Source organism: Pseudomonas bubulae, assembly GCF_037023725.1.
GTDB lineage: Bacteria > Pseudomonadota > Gammaproteobacteria > Pseudomonadales > Pseudomonadaceae > Aquipseudomonas > Aquipseudomonas bubulae.
The window spans coordinates 4977567-4995048 of sequence record NZ_CP146077.1 but is presented as its reverse complement, the minus strand read 5'-3'; the positions used below and the strand labels follow the sequence as shown (position 1 = coordinate 4995048).

Genomic DNA, 17482 nt, shown 5'->3' with positions numbered 1-17482 from the left:
CCATGCCAAAACGTACAGACATAAAAAGCATCCTGATTCTCGGCGCTGGCCCGATTGTTATCGGCCAGGCGTGTGAATTCGACTACTCCGGCGCCCAGGCCTGCAAAGCCCTGCGCGAGGAGGGTTACCGCGTCATCCTGGTGAACTCCAACCCTGCCACTATCATGACCGACCCGGACATGGCTGACGCCACGTACATCGAGCCGATCAAGTGGCAGACCGTTGCCAAGATCATCGAAAAAGAGCGTCCGGATGCACTGCTGCCAACCATGGGCGGCCAGACAGCTCTGAACTGCGCACTGGACCTGGAGCGCGAAGGCGTGCTCGAGAAGTTCGGCGTAGAAATGATCGGCGCCAACGCTGACACCATCGACAAAGCTGAAGACCGTTCGCGTTTCGACAAGGCCATGAAGTCCATCGGCCTGGATTGCCCGCGCTCCGGTATCGCCCACACCATGGAAGAGGCCAATGCGGTCCTCGAGCGACTGGGCTTCCCGTGCATCATTCGTCCGTCCTTCACCATGGGCGGCACCGGTGGCGGTATTGCTTACAACCGTGAAGAGTTCGAAGAGATCTGCACCCGTGGTCTGGACCTGTCGCCAACCAAAGAGCTGCTGATCGACGAATCCCTGATCGGCTGGAAAGAGTACGAGATGGAGGTTGTCCGCGACAAAAAAGACAACTGCATCATCGTTTGCTCGATCGAAAACTTCGACCCGATGGGCGTGCACACCGGTGACTCGATCACCGTTGCTCCGGCACAGACCCTGACGGACAAGGAATACCAGATCATGCGTAACGCCTCGTTGGCGGTACTGCGTGAGATCGGCGTTGAAACCGGCGGTTCCAACGTTCAGTTCGGTATCTGCCCGGACACCGGCCGTATGGTCGTGATCGAAATGAACCCGCGTGTATCGCGTTCGTCGGCGCTGGCATCGAAAGCCACCGGCTTCCCGATCGCCCGTATCGCTGCCAAATTGGCGATCGGTTACACCCTGGACGAGCTGCAAAACGAAATCACCGGCGGCGCTACGCCTGCGTCCTTCGAGCCGTCCATCGACTACGTTGTGACCAAGCTGCCGCGCTTCGCTTTCGAGAAGTTCGCCAAGGCTGACGCCCGTTTGACCACACAGATGAAATCTGTGGGCGAAGTCATGGCCATCGGCCGGACTTTCCAGGAATCCCTGCAAAAGGCCCTTCGCGGTCTGGAAGTAGGTGTCAGCGGTCTTGATCCAAAGCTGGACCTGAGCAACCCGGAAAGCATGGCCGTGCTCAAGCGCGAGCTGACCGTGCCGGGCGCCGAGCGTATCTGGTACGTGGCTGACGCGTTCCGCGCCGGCATGACCGTTGAAGATATCTTCGGCATGAACATGATTGACCCTTGGTTCCTGGTACAGATCGAAGATCTGATCAAGGACGAAGAAAAAATCAAGACCATGGCCCTGTCGTCGATCGATCGCGACGCCATGTACCGCTTCAAGCGCAAGGGCTTCTCCGACGCGCGTCTGGCCGTTCTGCTGGGTGTGACCGAGAAGAACCTGCGTCGCCACCGCCACAAGCTGGAAGTGTTCCCGGTCTACAAGCGCGTTGACACCTGCGCAGCCGAGTTCGCAACCGACACCGCCTACATGTACTCCACCTATGAGGAAGAGTGCGAAGCCAACCCTTCGGATCGTGACAAGATCATGATTCTGGGTGGTGGCCCGAACCGTATCGGCCAGGGTATCGAGTTTGACTATTGCTGCGTTCACGCCGCTCTGGCGCTGCGTGCCGACGGTTACGAGACCATCATGGTCAACTGCAACCCGGAAACCGTTTCCACCGACTACGACACCTCGGATCGTCTGTACTTCGAATCCGTAACCCTGGAAGACGTGCTGGAAATCGTGCGTGTCGAGAAGCCAAAAGGCGTGATTGTCCAGTACGGCGGCCAAACCCCGCTGAAACTGGCGCGTGCCCTGGAAGAAGCCGGCGTGCCGATCATCGGTACCAGCCCTGACGCGATCGACCGTGCAGAAGACCGTGAGCGCTTCCAGCAGATGGTTGAGCGCCTGAACCTGCGTCAGCCGCCTAACGCTACTGTGCGCAGCGAAGACGAAGCCATTCGTGCCGCTGGCAAGATCGGTTACCCGCTGGTTGTTCGTCCTTCCTACGTGTTGGGCGGCCGTGCGATGGAAATCGTTTACGAAGAAGACGAGCTCAAGCGCTACCTGCGTGACGCAGTGAAAGTGTCCAACGACAGCCCCGTGCTGCTGGACCACTTCCTCAACTGCGCCATCGAAATGGACGTGGATGCTGTCTGCGACGGTACTGATGTAGTGATCGGCGCAATCATGCAGCACATCGAACAGGCTGGCGTTCACTCCGGTGACTCCGCTTGCTCGCTGCCGCCGTACTCGCTGCCGCTGCACATCCAGGACGAGATGCGCGAGCAGGTCAAGAAAATGGCTCTGGAGTTGGGCGTTGTCGGCCTGATGAACGTGCAATTGGCTCTGCAGGGCGAAGATATCTACGTGATCGAAGTGAACCCGCGTGCATCGCGTACCGTTCCTTTCGTCTCCAAGTGCATCGGTGTTTCCCTGGCGATGATCGCAGCTCGCGTAATGGCCGGTAAAACCCTGAAGGAAATCGGTTTCACCAAAGAAATCATTCCTAACTTCTACAGCGTGAAAGAGGCGGTCTTCCCGTTCGCCAAATTCCCGGGTGTTGACCCGATTCTCGGCCCTGAGATGAAGTCCACCGGTGAAGTGATGGGTGTGGGCGATACCTTCGGCGAAGCGTTTGCCAAGGCCCAGATGGGTGCAAGCGAAGTGCTGCCGACTGGCGGTACTGCTTTCATCAGCGTGCGCGACGACGACAAGCCGCTGGTTGCCGGCGTTGCCCGCGACCTGATCAACCTGGGCTTTGAAATCGTTTCGACCGTTGGCACTGCCAAGTTCATCGAAGCAGCAGGCTTGAAAGTACGTCGTGTGAACAAGGTGACCGAAGGTCGTCCGCACGTTGTCGACATGATCAAGAACGACGAAGTAACCTTGATCATCAACACTACCGAAGGACGTCAGTCGATTGCTGACTCCTATTCCATTCGCCGCAACGCGCTGCAGCACAAGATCTACTGCACCACGACTATTGCTGCTGGCGAAGCGATCTGTGAAGCGCTTAAATTCGGTCCTGAAAAAACCGTACGTCGCTTGCAGGATCTACACGCAGGATTAAAGGCATGATCAAGTACCCAATGACGGTCCAGGGCGCCAAAGCCCTGGAAGAAGAACACGCACATCTGACCAAGGTTGTTCGTCCCAAGCTGAGCCAGGATATCGGCACGGCGCGTGAGCTGGGCGACCTTAAAGAAAACGCTGAATACCATGCTGCCCGTGAGCAGCAGGGTATGGTTGAGGCGCGTATCCGTGACATCGAAGGCCGCATGCAGAACGCGGTGATCATCGATGTAACGACTATTCCTCACACCGGTAAAGTGATTTTCGGTACCACGGTCGAGATCGCCAACGTTGAAACTGACGAAAGCGTGACCTACCAGATCGTTGGTGAAGATGAGGCTGACTTCAAGCTCGGAAAGATCTCCGTTGGTTCGCCACTTGCCCGTGCCTTGATTGCCAAGGAAGAGGGTGATGTGGTGGCGGTGAAAACACCGGGCGGCGTCATTGAGTACGAAATTGTCAAAGTAAGTCACATCTAAGAAGAGCGCCCGCCGTGTGCGGGCGCACTTTTTTGGCGGTCGGCCCGGGTGTTCCGGGTTGGCGGCCTGTGGTTGTTGCACACAGAATTGTTTGCCGGTGCTGGCCGCAATGCGGTTGGCAGCGAAGCTGTTGAAGTGGCATGGAGCAAGTGGGGAAGTAGTGCGTTGGGCGTCTCTGGCTGCCTGATGCGTTGCGCGGGCAGTGCTTGCATGACTCTCGGGCTTTGGCCCTGGAAGAGTTTCAGGGCGCGCCAGGCGCACCCTTGACCCTTGTCTACATCACTTGAAACGGTGGATGTTCGACAGTTGCTTGTTTACATTGACGTTCTTGCGGTACAGAAGCGCCATTTTGCCGATAACCTGTACCAGTTCCGCTTTGCCGGCCTTGCACAGTTCTGCAATGGCCTCCAGGCGGGATTCGCGATCCAGAATGTTGACTTTGATTTTAATCAGCTCGTGATCGCCCAATGCGCGTTCGAGTTCGGCTAAAACACCTTCAGTCAAACCATTGTCAGCCACAGTCAAAACTGGTTTCAGATGGTGGCCAATGGATTTGTACTGTTTCTTCTGCTCTTGAGTGAGCGGCATAATCTGACCCCTGTGTCTGATCTTGTAAAAAGCGGCGGCCAGTTTACCCGAGCGAGTCCCAGACCGCCCAGTTAATCACGACCCGTTTAAAATTTTTGAGGTGGCCCGTGGCCCGTTCCAAGACTAGCCTTAACTGGCTGAAAGAACATTTCAACGACCCGTACGTCAAAATGGCGCAAAAAGACGGGTATCGCTCCCGTGCCAGCTACAAATTGCTGGAGATCCAGGAGCGCGACAAGCTGATTCGTCCCGGTATGACCGTTATCGACCTGGGTGCAGCCCCGGGTGGCTGGTCGCAGGTGACCAGTCGTCTGATCGGTGGTCAGGGGCGTTTGATTGCTTCCGACATCCTGGACATGGACAGCATCCCTGATGTGACCTTCATCAAGGGCGACTTTACCGAGGACGCCGTGCTTGCTCAGATCCTCGAGGCCGTCGGAAATACACAAGTAGACCTTGTGATTTCAGATATGGCCCCCAATATGAGTGGATTGGCAGCTGTCGACATGCCGCGGGCGATGTTTCTGTGCGAATTGGCACTGGATCTTGCCGGTCGCGTCCTGCGTCCAGGTGGTGATTTTCTGATTAAGGTTTTCCAGGGGGAAGGCTTCGATCAGTACCACAAGGACATTCGCAAGCTGTTTGACAAGGTACAGATGCGCAAGCCGTCCTCGTCGCGAGACAGGTCCCGCGAGCAGTATTTGCTGGGGCGCGGCTTCCGCGGTGTTGAAGGTTCGGCCAGTGATGAACGTCTGTAACAAGGGCGATAGATTTTTTTGAATCGCTTTACAGATCTGGCATAACGAATATTGTGTAGGCAAAGTTTCACAAAGGGTTACAGACGGAGCCTGCAAGGGTTGTAGGCAATGTAGTAAGTTATGCCGGTGAATATCATGCGAAGCACGCTTCAGTAGCGGGGCTTGTGCTTCAGAGGGTAGCTAATTGAACGATATGGCAAAGAATCTGATCCTGTGGTTGATCATCGCCGCTGTCCTGGTGACAGTGATGAACAACTTCTCCAGTCCAAACGAGCCACAAACCCTCAACTATTCCGACTTCATCCAGCAAGTTAAGGATGGCAAGGTCGAGCGCGTTGCCGTGGATGGCTACGTGATTACCGGCAAACGCAGCGATGGCGATACCTTCAAAACCATCCGTCCGGCGATTCAGGACAACGGTTTGATCGGCGACCTGGTGGATAACCACGTCACCGTTGAAGGCAAATTGCCTGAGCAACAAAGCATCTGGACCCAGTTGCTGGTTGCGAGCTTCCCGATCCTGGTGATTATTGCGGTCTTCATGTTCATGATGCGCCAGATGCAGGGCGGTGCCGGCGGTAAAGGCGGCCCGATGAGCTTTGGCAAGAGCAAGGCGCGGCTGCTGTCGGAAGACCAGGTCAAGACGACCCTGGCTGACGTGGCAGGTTGCGATGAAGCCAAGGAAGAAGTGGGCGAGCTGGTTGAGTTCCTGCGCGATCCGGGCAAGTTCCAGCGTCTGGGCGGGCGTATCCCTCGCGGCGTACTGATGGTGGGTCCGCCAGGTACGGGTAAAACCCTGATCGCCAAGGCGATTGCGGGTGAGGCCAAGGTACCGTTCTTCACTATTTCCGGTTCCGACTTTGTTGAAATGTTCGTGGGCGTTGGTGCAAGCCGTGTTCGTGACATGTTTGAGCAGGCCAAGAAGCACGCGCCTTGCATCATCTTTATCGATGAGATCGACGCTGTCGGCCGTCACCGTGGTAACGGTATGGGCGGCGGTCATGACGAGCGCGAGCAGACCCTTAACCAGTTGCTGGTTGAGATGGACGGCTTTGAGATGAATGACGGCATCATCGTGATTGCCGCCACCAACCGTCCTGACGTGCTTGACCCTGCGCTGCTGCGTCCAGGTCGCTTTGACCGTCAGGTGGTGGTTGGCTTGCCGGACATCCGTGGTCGCGAGCAGATTCTCAAAGTACACATGCGTAAAGTGCCAATGGGCGACGACGTCCAGCCGGCTGTTATTGCACGTGGTACCCCGGGCTTCTCGGGTGCCGACCTGGCCAACCTGGTCAACGAAGCTTCCCTGTTCGCGGCGCGTACCGGCAAGCGTGTTGTTGAAATGAAAGAGTTCGAGCTGGCCAAGGACAAGATCATGATGGGCGCCGAGCGCAAATCGATGGTCATGTCCGATAAAGAAAAGCGCAACACGGCCTATCACGAAGCGGGTCACGCTATCGTTGGTCGCGTAGTGCCTGAGCATGATCCGGTCTACAAGGTGTCGATCATTCCTCGTGGCCGCGCCCTGGGCGTGACCATGTTCCTGCCGGAAGAAGATCGCTACAGCTTGTCCAAGCGTGCGCTGATCAGCCAGATCTGCTCGCTGTATGGCGGCCGTATCGCTGAAGAGATGACCTTGGGCTTTGACGGTGTGACCACCGGCGCTTCCAACGACATCATGCGAGCCAGCCAGATTGCCCGCAACATGGTGACCAAGTGGGGCTTGTCCGAGAAGCTCGGCCCGCTGATGTATGCCGAAGACGAAGAGTCCTATCTGGGTCGTGGCGGTGGTCAGTCTGCAAACGTGTCGGGCGAGACAGCCAAGCTGATCGACTCGGAAGTGCGCAGCATCATTGATCAGTGCTACAACACGGCCAAGCAGATCCTGACCGAAAATCGCGACAAGCTGGATGCAATGGCTGACGCGTTGATGAAGTACGAAACGATCGATGCCGATCAGATCGACGACATCATGGCGGGTCGTCCGCCACGTGAGCCGCGTGACTGGGAAGATGGCAACTCGGGTACCCCGACTGCCCCTACGCTGGATAAAACCGAGCGCCCGGAAACACCTATCGGCGGCCCTGCTGCTGATCAATAAGGCTTGAAATGACTTCTGTTCAGTCCTCAACCCGGTTGCCTTGCGGCAACCGGGTTCTTGATTTGGCCCATACGCATGTTATGGGCATCCTCAATGTCACCCCTGATTCCTTTTCCGATGGCGGCCGCTTTGCTGCCCTGGATGCGGCTCTGCGCCATGCAGAGGCGATGGTGCAGGCGGGTGCAACCCTGATTGATGTTGGCGGTGAGTCAACGCGCCCCGGAGCTCCTGTGGTATTGCCGCAGGAAGAGCTCGACCGGGTTGCTCCTGTTGTCGAGCGAATTGCCCGGGAACTGGATGTGATTATTTCGGTCGATACATCCGCGCCAATCGTCATGACCGAGGTTGCGCGCCTGGGAGCAGGGTTGATCAATGATGTGCGCTCGCTGCGCCGTGAAGGGGCCTTGCAGGCCGCTGCGGCGACAGGCTTGCCGGTATGCCTGATGCATATGCTCGGTGAGCCTGGAGACATGCAGGACAACCCGCATTACGAAGACCTGGTGGGCGAGGTGTCGACGTTTCTCGCTGACAGCATGGCGCGTTGCGCTGCTGCTGGCATTGGGGCCGAACGCATCGTGCTCGATCCGGGCTTTGGTTTTGCCAAGACATTGCAGCACAATTTGAGCCTGTTCAAGCATATGGAGGCCTTGCATGCGCTGGGTCGGCCTTTGCTGGTGGGCGTGTCACGTAAAAGCATGGTCGGGCAGACACTGAACCGGCCAGTTGCAGGGCGTCTCTATGGCAGCCTGGCGCTTGCAGCATTGGCGATGACCAAGGGTGCGCGCATTCTGCGCGTCCATGATGTTGCCGAAACAGTTGATGTGGTACGGATGATCGCAGCGGTAGATTCCGCCGACTAAGAATGATGGAGCACTTATGACAAAGAAGTATTTTGGCACCGACGGTATTCGTGGTCGGGTCGGCGTTTATCCGATTACCCCTGACTTTATGCTCAAGTTGGGTTGGGCAGCGGGCATGGCGTTTCGCAGCAAGGGCGCTTGCCGGATCCTGGTAGGCAAGGACACCCGCATCTCGGGTTACATGTTTGAGTCGGCTCTTGAAGCGGGCTTGTCGGCTGCCGGGGCTGATGTGATGTTGCTGGGGCCTATGCCGACACCGGCCATTGCCTACCTGACACGTACCTTCCATGCGGAAGCGGGCATCGTGATCAGCGCTTCGCACAATCCCCACGACGATAATGGCATCAAGTTCTTTTCCGGCGAGGGCACCAAGCTGCCTGACGACGTTGAACTGATGATCGAAGAGTTGCTGGATGCGCCGATGACCGTTGTCGATTCCGACAAGCTCGGCAAGGTCTCGCGGATCAATGATGCGCCGGGCCGTTATATCGAATTCTGTAAAAGCAGCGTGCCAAGCAGCACCAAATTCAGCGGTATGAAGATTGTTCTCGATTGCGCCCACGGTGCTACCTACAAGGTTGCGCCAAGTGTTTTCAAGGAGCTGGGTGCTCAAGTCGTTGTTCTGTCGGCGCAGCCTGATGGCCTGAACATCAACGAAAACTGCGGTTCGACCCATATGGGTCAGTTGCAGGCTGCCGTGGTGGCTGAAGGTGCGGACCTGGGTATTGCTTTTGATGGCGACGGCGATCGCGTGTTGATGGTTGACCATACCGGTGCCGTGGTCGATGGCGATGAGCTGTTGTTTATCATTGCCCGTGACCTGCACGAGCGTGGCAAATTGCAGGGTGGCGTTGTCGGTACGCTGATGAGCAACCTTGGCCTTGAGCTGGCATTGGCTGACCTGGGTATCGAGTTCGTACGCGCCAATGTGGGCGACCGTTACGTTATCGCGGCCCTGCAAGAGCGTAACTGGCTGGTGGGTGGCGAGAACTCCGGGCATATCGTGTGCTTCCACCACACCACCACTGGCGATGCGATCATTGCTGCGCTGCAGGTGTTGTTGTCCTTGCGTCGTCGCGATGAAAGCCTGGCCCAGTCGCGTCAGGCGCTGCGCAAGTGCCCGCAAGTGTTACTGAATGTTCGTTTTGCCGGTGGCGTCGACCCTGTCGAGCACCCGGCGGTGAAGGAGGCGTGCGCGCGAGTGACGGCTGCCATGAATGGCCGTGGTCGTGTGTTGTTGCGCAAGTCCGGAACAGAGCCTTTGGTGCGCGTGATGGTCGAAGGCGATGACGAAAACATGGTTCGCGGCTACGCCGAAGAGCTGGCAAAACTGGTAAGTGAAGTTTGTGCCTGATTCGGCTTGCCAGCTTTGATTTGGTTGGGTAACATCTGCGCCCACTTTGACCGACGAGGTAAAGCATGCGTCGCACTATGGTAGCTGGTAACTGGAAGATGCACGGTACCCGCGCCAGCGTCGCTGAGCTGATCGACGGTCTGCGTGGTCTGGTCCTGCCAAACGATGTTGATGTTGCAGTTTTTCCGCCTCAGCTATTTATTGATCGTGTTATCAATGGCTTGCAAGGCGCAGCGATTTCGGTCGGTGCTCAGGATGCTGCAGTGGAGTCGGGGCAGGGCGCGCTGACTGGCGAGATTTCCTCTAGTCAGTTGGCCGACGCAGGTTGCAAGCTGGTGCTTGTGGGGCACTCCGAACGCCGCCTGATACTGGGTGAGCAGGACGAGACACTCAATCGCAAGTTTGCAGCGGCCCAAGCCTCAGGCTTGACGCCAGTGTTGTGCATAGGGGAAACCCTGGAACAGCGCGAAGCGGGGCAAACGCTGGAAGTGGTAGAGCGTCAGCTGAATGCCGTGATTGACGAGTTTGGTATTGATGCTTTTGTAAATGCCGTGATTGCATACGAGCCGGTCTGGGCCATTGGCACCGGGCTGACCGCATCACCACAGCAAGCGCAAGATGTGCATGCGGCCATTCGCGCACAGCTGGCGCAAAAGAATTCTGAAGTGGCACAAGGTGTGCGGCTTCTATACGGCGGCAGCGTGAAGGCGGCCAATGCGGTCGAACTGTTCAGCATGCCGGATATCGATGGGGGACTCATTGGCGGGGCTTCCCTGAATGCAGATGAGTTCGGTGCGATCATTCGTGCCGCAGGAAACTGAAAATGCTGGATAACGTCGTAACTGTGTTTCATCTGTTGACAGCATTGGGTGTAATTGCCCTGGTTTTGCTGCAACAGGGCAAGGGAGCGGATGCTGGAGCATCTTTCGGCGCAGGTGCATCAAATACTGTGTTCGGAAGCCAAGGTTCCTCTACCTTTCTTAGTAAGTTTACTGCTATACTTGCCGCAGGTTTTTTCATAACCAGCTTGGGGTTAGGTTACTTTGCTAAAGAGAAGGCTGAACAGCTGACTCAAGTAGGTTTGCCAAATCCAGCGGTGTTGGAAGTTCCAGTGCAAAAGCCGGCTTCAGATGATGTTCCGGTGCTTCAAGAGCAAAAGTCGGCAACTCCTGCGACTGACGTACCTCCAGCTCAAGAGCAAAAGTAAAACGGGTTTCATGATGTAAACGTTGTATTGCCGAGGTGGTGGAATTGGTAGACACGCAACCTTGAGGTGGTTGTGCCCATAGGGTGTAGGGGTTCGAGTCCCCTTCTCGGTACCAATTATCAAGAATGCCCGCAGTAGCGGGCTTTCTTGTATGTGGAAGGTTGGATTGACCCGTCACGGGATCAACCGTATACTTCCGCTCCAGCTTTGTCGCGGGATGGAGCAGTCTGGTAGCTCGTCGGGCTCATAACCCGAAGGTCGTCGGTTCAAATCCGGCTCCCGCAACCAGTTTCAGCGGAGCCCCTTTTCAGGGGCTTTTTGTTAGCTGGACACTTTATAGCGTCGGTATTCAACGACGTTTCAGAGATGGGCGCTTCGCCCATTTTTTCATTTTGCACAGCATGCACAAACATGCACTAGGGGGTTCAGGTGTCGAGCAAGCTAGAACAGTTGCAGGACTTGTTGGCCCCGGTGGTCGTGGCCCTTGGCTATGAATGCTGGGGTATTGAATTTTCGGCTCAAGGCCGCCATTCAATGTTGCGTGTGTATATCGACAAGGAAGGCGGCGTACTGGTGGATGACTGCGCTATCGTGAGTCGTCAGATCAGCGGCGTTCTGGATGTCGAAGATCCTATCGCTGTTGAATACACCCTTGAAGTTTCTTCTCCTGGCATGGAACGCCCGCTGTTCACCCTTGAACAGTTTGCCCAATTTGTCGGTGAGCAAGTGAAGATCAAGCTGCGCTCGCCTTTTGAAGGGCGACGCAACTTTCAGGGCCTTCTGCGCGGCGTAGAAGAGCAGGACATCGTGGTGCAGGTTGAAGACCATGAGTTCCTGTTGCCGATCGATATGATCGACAAGGCCAACATTATTCCCAGTTTTGACTGAGACGCGGATCCCGCGGATCCAATGGCTTGCGAAAGGCGAGGCGTACGATGAGCAAAGAAGTACTGCTGGTTGTTGAGTCGGTGTCCAATGAAAAGGGCGTACCGGCAAACGTTATTTTTGAAGCGCTGGAGCTGGCTCTGGCCACCGCTACTAAAAAGCGTTTTGAAGACGAAGTCGAACTGCGTGTGGAAATCAATCGCCACACCGGTAACTATGAGACTTTCCGTCGCTGGACTGTGGTCGAAGACGAAGATCTGGATGATCCAGCATACGAGTTGGCTGTAGACCAGGCCCAGGCGAAACAGCCAGGCGCGAAAGCCGGCGATATTATCGAAGAGAAAATCGATTCTATCGAATTCGGTCGAATTGCTGCACAGACGGCCAAACAGGTCATCGTGCAAAAAGTTCGCGAAGCCGAGCGTGCTCAAGTAGTCGATGCCTATCGTGAGCGTCTGGGCGAAATCATTTCCGGCACCGTTAAAAAGGTGACCCGCGACAATGTGATCGTTGACCTGGGTAACAACGCTGAAGCGTTGCTGGCCCGTGAAGACATCATTTCGCGTGAGACTTTCCGTGTTGGCGTACGCCTTCGCGCATTGCTCAAGGAAATCCGCACTGAAAACCGCGGTCCTCAGCTGATCCTGTCGCGTACAGCGCCAGAGATGCTGATCGAGTTGTTCCGCATTGAAGTGCCAGAAATCTCCGAAGGCCTGATCGAAGTGATGGCGGCCTCCCGCGATCCTGGATCACGCGCTAAAATAGCCGTTCGCTCGAAAGACAAACGCATTGATCCGCAAGGTGCCTGCATTGGTATGCGCGGTTCGCGTGTCCAGGCAGTGTCCTGCGAATTGGGCGGAGAGCGAGTGGATATCGTCCTTTGGGATGACAACCCGGCGCAGTTCGTGATCAACGCAATGTCGCCAGCAGAAGTGGCGGCTATTATCGTCGACGAAGATGCCCATGCAATGGACATCGCCGTTGGCGCAGACAATCTGGCCCAGGCGATTGGTCGCGGCGGTCAGAACGTACGTCTGGCCAGCCAGTTGACCGGCTGGACCCTGAACGTGATGACCGAATCGGACATCCAGGCCAAGCAGCAAGCAGAAACCGGCGATATCCTGCGCAACTTCATCGAAGAGCTGGAAGTTGATGAAGACCTGGCGCAGGTACTGGTTGATGAAGGCTTTACTAGCCTGGAAGAGATTGCCTACGTACCGGTGGAGGAAATGCTCAACATCGATGGCTTTGACGAAGATACCGTCAACGAGCTTCGCGCTCGCGCCAAGGATCGACTGTTGACTAAAGCCATCGCTACTGAGGAAAAGCTGGCAGACGCCCATCCGGCCGAAGACCTGCTCTCGCTTGAGGGTATGGACAAGGATTTGGCGATGGAACTGGCGGTGCGCGGCGTAATTACCCGCGAAGACCTGGCCGAGCAGTCTATTGACGACCTGCTCGACATCGACGGCATTGACGATGATCGTGCCGGCAAGTTGATCATGGCCGCCCGAGCCCATTGGTTCGAGTAATTAGGCGCGGCCTGAGGAGAGAAATGCATGACGCAAGTCACGGTGAAACAACTGGCCGATGAGGTCAAAACACCGGTTGAGCGCCTGTTGCAGCAGATGCGTGAGGCAGGTCTGCCGCACAACGCCGCCGAGCAGAATGTAACCGATAGTGAGAAGCAGGCTCTGCTGACTCACCTTAAAAGCAGCCACAAGGCTAAAGTGGAAGAACCGCGCAAGATCACTTTGCAGCGTAAAACCACCAGTACCCTGCGTGTAGCTGGCAGCAAAAGCATCAGCGTTGAAGTACGCAAGAAGAAAGTCTTCGTACAGCAAAGCCCGGAAGAAATCGAAGCCGAGCGCAAACGTGAGATGGATGAACGTCGTGCAGTAGAAAATGCCGCACGTCAAAAGGCTGAAGAAGAGTCCAAGCGTCGCGCCGAAGAAGAAGCGCGCCGCCAGCCTGCATCTGCTCCTGTTGCAGCACCGGCTCCGGCCGCTGCAGCGCCTGCACCTGTGCAAGCCGCAGCGCCAGCACCGGCTCCAGCCGCTGATGCACGCAAGCGTGACGAACAGCGTCGCCCGGACAAACCACGCGCAGACGATAACAATCGTCGCGGCAGTGGTGACGGCGATCGTAAAAACGCTCCGCATCGTGCCTCGGTTAAAGAAAAAGCACCGACTCCACGTGTTGCTCCGCGCACTTCCGACGAAGAAAGCGACAGCTTCCGTCGCGGTGGTCGTGGCAAGGGCAAGCTGAAGAAGCGCAACGCTCACGGTTTCCAGAGCCCAACCGGCCCTGTAGTTCGTGACGTGCAGATTGGCGAGACCATCACTGTCGGCGATTTGGCCGCACAGATGTCGGTCAAGGCTGCCGAAGTCATCAAGTTCATGTTCAAGCTGGGTACTCCAGCAACCATCAACCAGGTACTGGATCAGGAAACTGCCCAACTGGTTGCTGAAGAACTGGGCCACAAAGTGACTCTGGTCAGCGACAACGCCCTGGAAGATTCCCTGGCCGAGTCCCTGAAGTTCGAAGGCGAGTCGTTCTCCCGTGCACCGGTTGTGACCGTAATGGGCCACGTTGACCACGGTAAAACGTCCCTGCTCGACTACATCCGTCGTGCCAAGGTAGCGGCTGGCGAAGCCGGTGGTATTACCCAGCACATCGGTGCGTACCACGTTGAAACCGAGCGCGGCATGGTCACGTTCCTCGATACCCCGGGTCACGCTGCGTTTACCGCAATGCGTGCTCGTGGTGCCAAGGCGACTGACATCGTGATTCTGGTTGTGGCTGCAGACGACGGCGTAATGCCGCAGACCATCGAAGCCGTTCAGCATGCGAAAGCCGCTGGCGTGCCTCTGGTTGTTGCAGTGAACAAGATCGACAAGCCAGGTGCTGACCTCGATCGCATTCGTAGCGAACTGTCCGTTCACGGCGTGACGTCGGAAGAGTGGGGTGGTGACACTCCGTTTGTTTCGGTCTCGGCGAAAATGGGTACCGGCGTTGACGAATTGCTCGAAGCCGTACTGCTGCAAGCTGAAGTTCTGGAACTCAAGGCAACTCCATCGGCTCCTGGCCGTGGCGTAGTGGTTGAGTCCCGTCTGGACAAAGGCCGCGGTCCTGTTGCTACCGTTCTGGTTCAAGACGGTACCCTGCGCCAAGGCGACATGGTACTGGTCGGTTCCAACTACGGCCGCATCCGCGCCATGCTCGACGAGAACGGCAAGCCTATCAAGGAAGCCGGTCCATCCATCCCTGTCGAGATTCTCGGCCTGGACGGTACGCCAGATGCTGGCGACGAGATGAGCGTAATGACCGACGAGAAGAAGGCACGTGAAGTTGCCCTGTTCCGTCAAGGCAAGTTCCGCGAAGTGAAACTGGCGCGTGCTCACGCAGGCAAGCTGGAAAACATCTTCGAGAACATGGGCCAGGAAGAGAAGAAGACGCTTAACATCGTCCTCAAATCTGACGTCCGTGGTTCGTTGGAAGCTCTGCAGGGCGCTCTGAGCGGCCTGGGTAACGACGAAGTGCAAGTGCGCGTAGTGGGCGGCGGTGTCGGTGGTATCACCGAGAGCGACGCTAACCTGGCACTGGCCTCCAACGCTGTACTGTTTGGCTTCAACGTGCGTGCCGATGCCGGCGCTCGCAAGATTGTCGAGCAGGAAGGCCTGGACATGCGTTACTACAACGTCATCTACGACATCATCGAAGACGTCAAGAAAGCCCTTACCGGCATGCTTGGCAGCGACGTTCGGGAGAACATCCTGGGTATCGCTGAAGTCCGTGACGTGTTCCGTTCGCCTAAGTTCGGCGCGGTTGCAGGTTGCATGGTGCTGGAAGGTGTTGTTCACCGTAACCGTCCAATCCGCGTACTGCGTGAAGACATCGTTATCTACGAAGGCGAGCTGGAATCCCTGCGTCGCTTCAAAGATGACATGTCCGAAGTGCGTGCCGGCATGGAATGCGGTATCGGCGTCAAGAGCTACAACGACGTTAAAGTCGGTGACAAGATCGAAGTGTTCGAGAAGGTCCAGGTTGCTCGCAGCCTCTAACTCGCGAGCCTCAAGAGCGAGGACGAGCCCGCGCATGCAAATGCGCAGCGCTCGGCCTGGACTCTAAACGCAACGCCCGGTCCGGCTTCTGTCGTGCCGGGCGTTTGCCGCTTTCAGACCGCATGGGTTTCCCATGGGTGAGTAACAGGTAACAAGACATGGCAAAAGAATATAGCCGTACCCAACGTATTGGCGATCAGATGCAGCGCGAGCTGGCACAGCTGATCCGTCGTGAAGTCAAAGACCCGCGCGTGGGCCTGGTCACCATTACTGCTGTTGAAGTCAGCCGTGACGTCGGTCACGCCAAGATCTTCATCACCGTGATGGGTCAGGACAGCGCTGAAGATATCGCCCAGAGCATCAAGGTGCTGAACTCGGCAGCGGGTTTCCTGCGCATGCAACTGGCGCGTGAAATGAAGCTGCGCAGCGTTCCGCAGTTGCACTTCCACTACGATGAAAGCGTCGTGCGTGGTGCTCATCTGTCCGCTTTGATCGAGCGTGCAGTGGCTGAAGACAATCAGCACCCTGAAACCACTGCTCCCGAAGACACCAAGGAGTAACCGGTGGCTCAGGTCAAGCGTATCCGTCGTAACGTCAGCGGCATCATCCTGCTGGACAAGCCACTTGGGTTTACTTCCAATGCGGCCCTGCAGAAAGTTCGCTGGCTGCTCAATGCCGAGAAGGCAGGGCACACCGGTAGCCTCGATCCATTGGCCAGCGGTGTATTGCCGCTGTGCTTTGGCGAAGCCACCAAGTTTTCGCAATACCTGCTCGATTCCGACAAGGGTTATGAAACCCTGATGCAATTGGGCAAGACCACGACCACGGCAGACGCTGAAGGCGAGGTTTTGCAGACTCGCCCGGTGACCGTTGGTCGCGCCGATATTGAAGCTGTTTTACCCAATTTTCGTGGGCAAATCAGCCAGATACCGCCGATGTACTCTGCGCTCAAGCGTGACGGACAGCCGCTTTACAAGCTGGCCCGTGCAGGCGAAGTGGTGGAGCGTGAACCGCGTTCTGTTACTATTACCCGCCTCGAATTACTGGCCAGCGAAGGCGACACTGCGCGCCTGGCCGTCGACTGCACCAAAGGCACCTATATCCGTACCCTTGTGGAAGATATCGGTGAGCAATTGGGGTGCGGGGCATACGTTGCAGAACTGCGTCGTACCCACGCCGGACCTTTCAGCCTGGCCCAGACGGTTACCCTGGAAGAGCTGGAGGCGGTGCATGCCGAAGGCGGCAATGAAGCGGTTGATCGCTTCCTGATGCCATCGGACAGCGGTTTGCTCGACTGGCCATTGCTGCACTTCTCGGAAGCCAGCTCGTTTTATTGGCTCAATGGCCAACCGGTGCGTGCTCCGGATGCTCCGAAGTTCGGTATGGTGCGGGTACAGGATCACAACGGTCGCTTTATCGGTATCGGTGAAGTGAGCGAAGACGGGCGTATTGCGCCGCGTCGACTGATTCGGTCGGAATGACCGGAACCAGGCTGCATCGGGTGTAGTATTACCGGCGCAGACTGGAATGAGGGTGGCTGTTATTAGGCACGGTCACATCTCACATTTAAATACGAGGATTTGTCCTCGGCCTATTGGATCTGTCTTGTTCGCAAGCAGGCCCTAATTGAAAGGAAAGCCAAATGGCACTTACAGTTGAACACAAAGCAGAAATCGTAAAAGACTACCAGCAAGCTCCAGGTGATACAGGTTCTCCAGAAGTGCAGGTTGCACTGCTGACCTTTAACATCAACACGCTGCAAGGTCACTTCAAAGCTAACAGCAAAGATCACCACTCCCGTCGTGGTCTGATCCGCATGGTAAACCAGCGTCGCAAGCTGCTGGACTACCTGAAAGGCAAGAACGTTGAGCGTTACAAAGCGCTGATCGCTCGCCTGGGTCTGCGTCGCTAATAGCGATGTTGCTAGAGGCTGGTTGTCTGTCATGTGTCTGCGGGTTTCCCGCAGTC

General features: G+C 56.6%; 15 protein-coding genes and 2 tRNA genes. 16 read left to right on the top strand and 1 reads right to left on the bottom strand.

Annotation, left to right across the window (positions count from 1 at the left end; all coding sequences use genetic code 11):
* The first annotated feature begins 2 nt into the window (after nt 1-2).
* The gene (carB, locus tag V6L81_RS23025; protein WP_095002549.1) at nt 3-3224 is read left to right on the top strand and encodes a carbamoyl-phosphate synthase large subunit; all 3222 of its coding nucleotides are present in this window, start codon (nt 3-5) and stop codon (nt 3222-3224) included.
* A complete protein-coding gene (gene greA / locus V6L81_RS23020; protein ID WP_016783444.1) occupies nt 3221-3697 on the top strand; it encodes a transcription elongation factor GreA in 477 nt (158 codons plus the stop codon). Before carB ends, greA begins: the two co-directional genes overlap by 4 nt.
* Before the next feature lie 279 nt (nt 3698-3976).
* On the opposite strand, the gene yhbY is transcribed toward greA, so the two are convergent.
* A complete protein-coding gene (yhbY, locus tag V6L81_RS23015; RefSeq protein WP_003439595.1) occupies nt 3977-4285 on the bottom strand; it encodes a ribosome assembly RNA-binding protein YhbY in 309 nt (102 codons plus the stop codon).
* Between the two features lie 107 nt (nt 4286-4392).
* Between yhbY and rlmE the strand changes: the two genes are divergently transcribed.
* From rlmE to rpsO, 14 genes are all read left to right on the top strand, one after another.
* Nucleotides 4393-5043 (top strand): 23S rRNA (uridine(2552)-2'-O)-methyltransferase RlmE, encoded by a 651-nt coding sequence (rlmE, locus tag V6L81_RS23010; protein ID WP_016783443.1) that lies wholly within the window; start codon nt 4393-4395, stop codon nt 5041-5043.
* A 193-nt stretch (nt 5044-5236) separates the two neighbouring features.
* Nucleotides 5237-7144 (top strand): ATP-dependent zinc metalloprotease FtsH, encoded by a 1908-nt coding sequence (ftsH, locus tag V6L81_RS23005; RefSeq protein WP_016783442.1) that lies wholly within the window; start codon nt 5237-5239, stop codon nt 7142-7144.
* An 8-nt stretch (nt 7145-7152) separates the two neighbouring features.
* Nucleotides 7153-8004: a dihydropteroate synthase gene (folP, locus tag V6L81_RS23000; protein WP_095002550.1), complete on the top strand. Its 852-nt coding sequence runs from the start codon at nt 7153-7155 to the stop codon at nt 8002-8004.
* Nucleotides 8005-8020: 16 nt separating this feature from the next.
* Complete coding sequence (glmM, locus tag V6L81_RS22995; protein WP_095025609.1) at nt 8021-9358, top strand: phosphoglucosamine mutase; 1338 nt, start codon at nt 8021-8023, stop codon at nt 9356-9358.
* Nucleotides 9359-9423: 65 nt separating this feature from the next.
* On the top strand, nt 9424-10179 hold the full coding sequence (gene tpiA, locus V6L81_RS22990; protein WP_095002552.1) for a triose-phosphate isomerase: 756 nt from the start codon (nt 9424-9426) through the stop codon (nt 10177-10179).
* 2 nt (nt 10180-10181) lie between these two features.
* On the top strand, nt 10182-10565 hold the full coding sequence (gene secG / locus V6L81_RS22985; protein ID WP_003439612.1) for a preprotein translocase subunit SecG: 384 nt from the start codon (nt 10182-10184) through the stop codon (nt 10563-10565).
* Between the two features lie 29 nt (nt 10566-10594).
* Nucleotides 10595-10680: transfer RNA gene (locus V6L81_RS22980), tRNA-Leu, on the top strand.
* 96 nt (nt 10681-10776) lie between these two features.
* Nucleotides 10777-10853, top strand: a tRNA-Met gene (locus tag V6L81_RS22975).
* A gap of 141 nt (nt 10854-10994) precedes the next feature.
* Nucleotides 10995-11453: a ribosome maturation factor RimP gene (gene rimP, locus V6L81_RS22970; RefSeq protein ID WP_016783438.1), complete on the top strand. Its 459-nt coding sequence runs from the start codon at nt 10995-10997 to the stop codon at nt 11451-11453.
* 47 nt (nt 11454-11500) lie between these two features.
* A complete protein-coding gene (gene nusA, locus V6L81_RS22965) occupies nt 11501-12982 on the top strand; it encodes a transcription termination factor NusA (protein ID WP_338660350.1) in 1482 nt (493 codons plus the stop codon).
* 27 nt (nt 12983-13009) lie between these two features.
* On the top strand, nt 13010-15514 hold the full coding sequence (gene infB, locus V6L81_RS22960) for a translation initiation factor IF-2 (RefSeq protein ID WP_095002554.1): 2505 nt from the start codon (nt 13010-13012) through the stop codon (nt 15512-15514).
* Nucleotides 15515-15672: 158 nt separating this feature from the next.
* Complete coding sequence (rbfA, locus tag V6L81_RS22955; RefSeq protein WP_016783435.1) at nt 15673-16074, top strand: 30S ribosome-binding factor RbfA; 402 nt, start codon at nt 15673-15675, stop codon at nt 16072-16074.
* Nucleotides 16075-16077: 3 nt separating this feature from the next.
* Nucleotides 16078-16995, top strand: coding sequence for a tRNA pseudouridine(55) synthase TruB (gene truB, locus V6L81_RS22950; protein ID WP_095018769.1), 918 nt, complete (start codon nt 16078-16080; stop codon nt 16993-16995).
* A gap of 161 nt (nt 16996-17156) precedes the next feature.
* The gene (rpsO, locus tag V6L81_RS22945; RefSeq protein ID WP_016783433.1) at nt 17157-17426 is read left to right on the top strand and encodes a 30S ribosomal protein S15; all 270 of its coding nucleotides are present in this window, start codon (nt 17157-17159) and stop codon (nt 17424-17426) included.
* Nucleotides 17427-17482 lie beyond the last annotated feature (56 nt).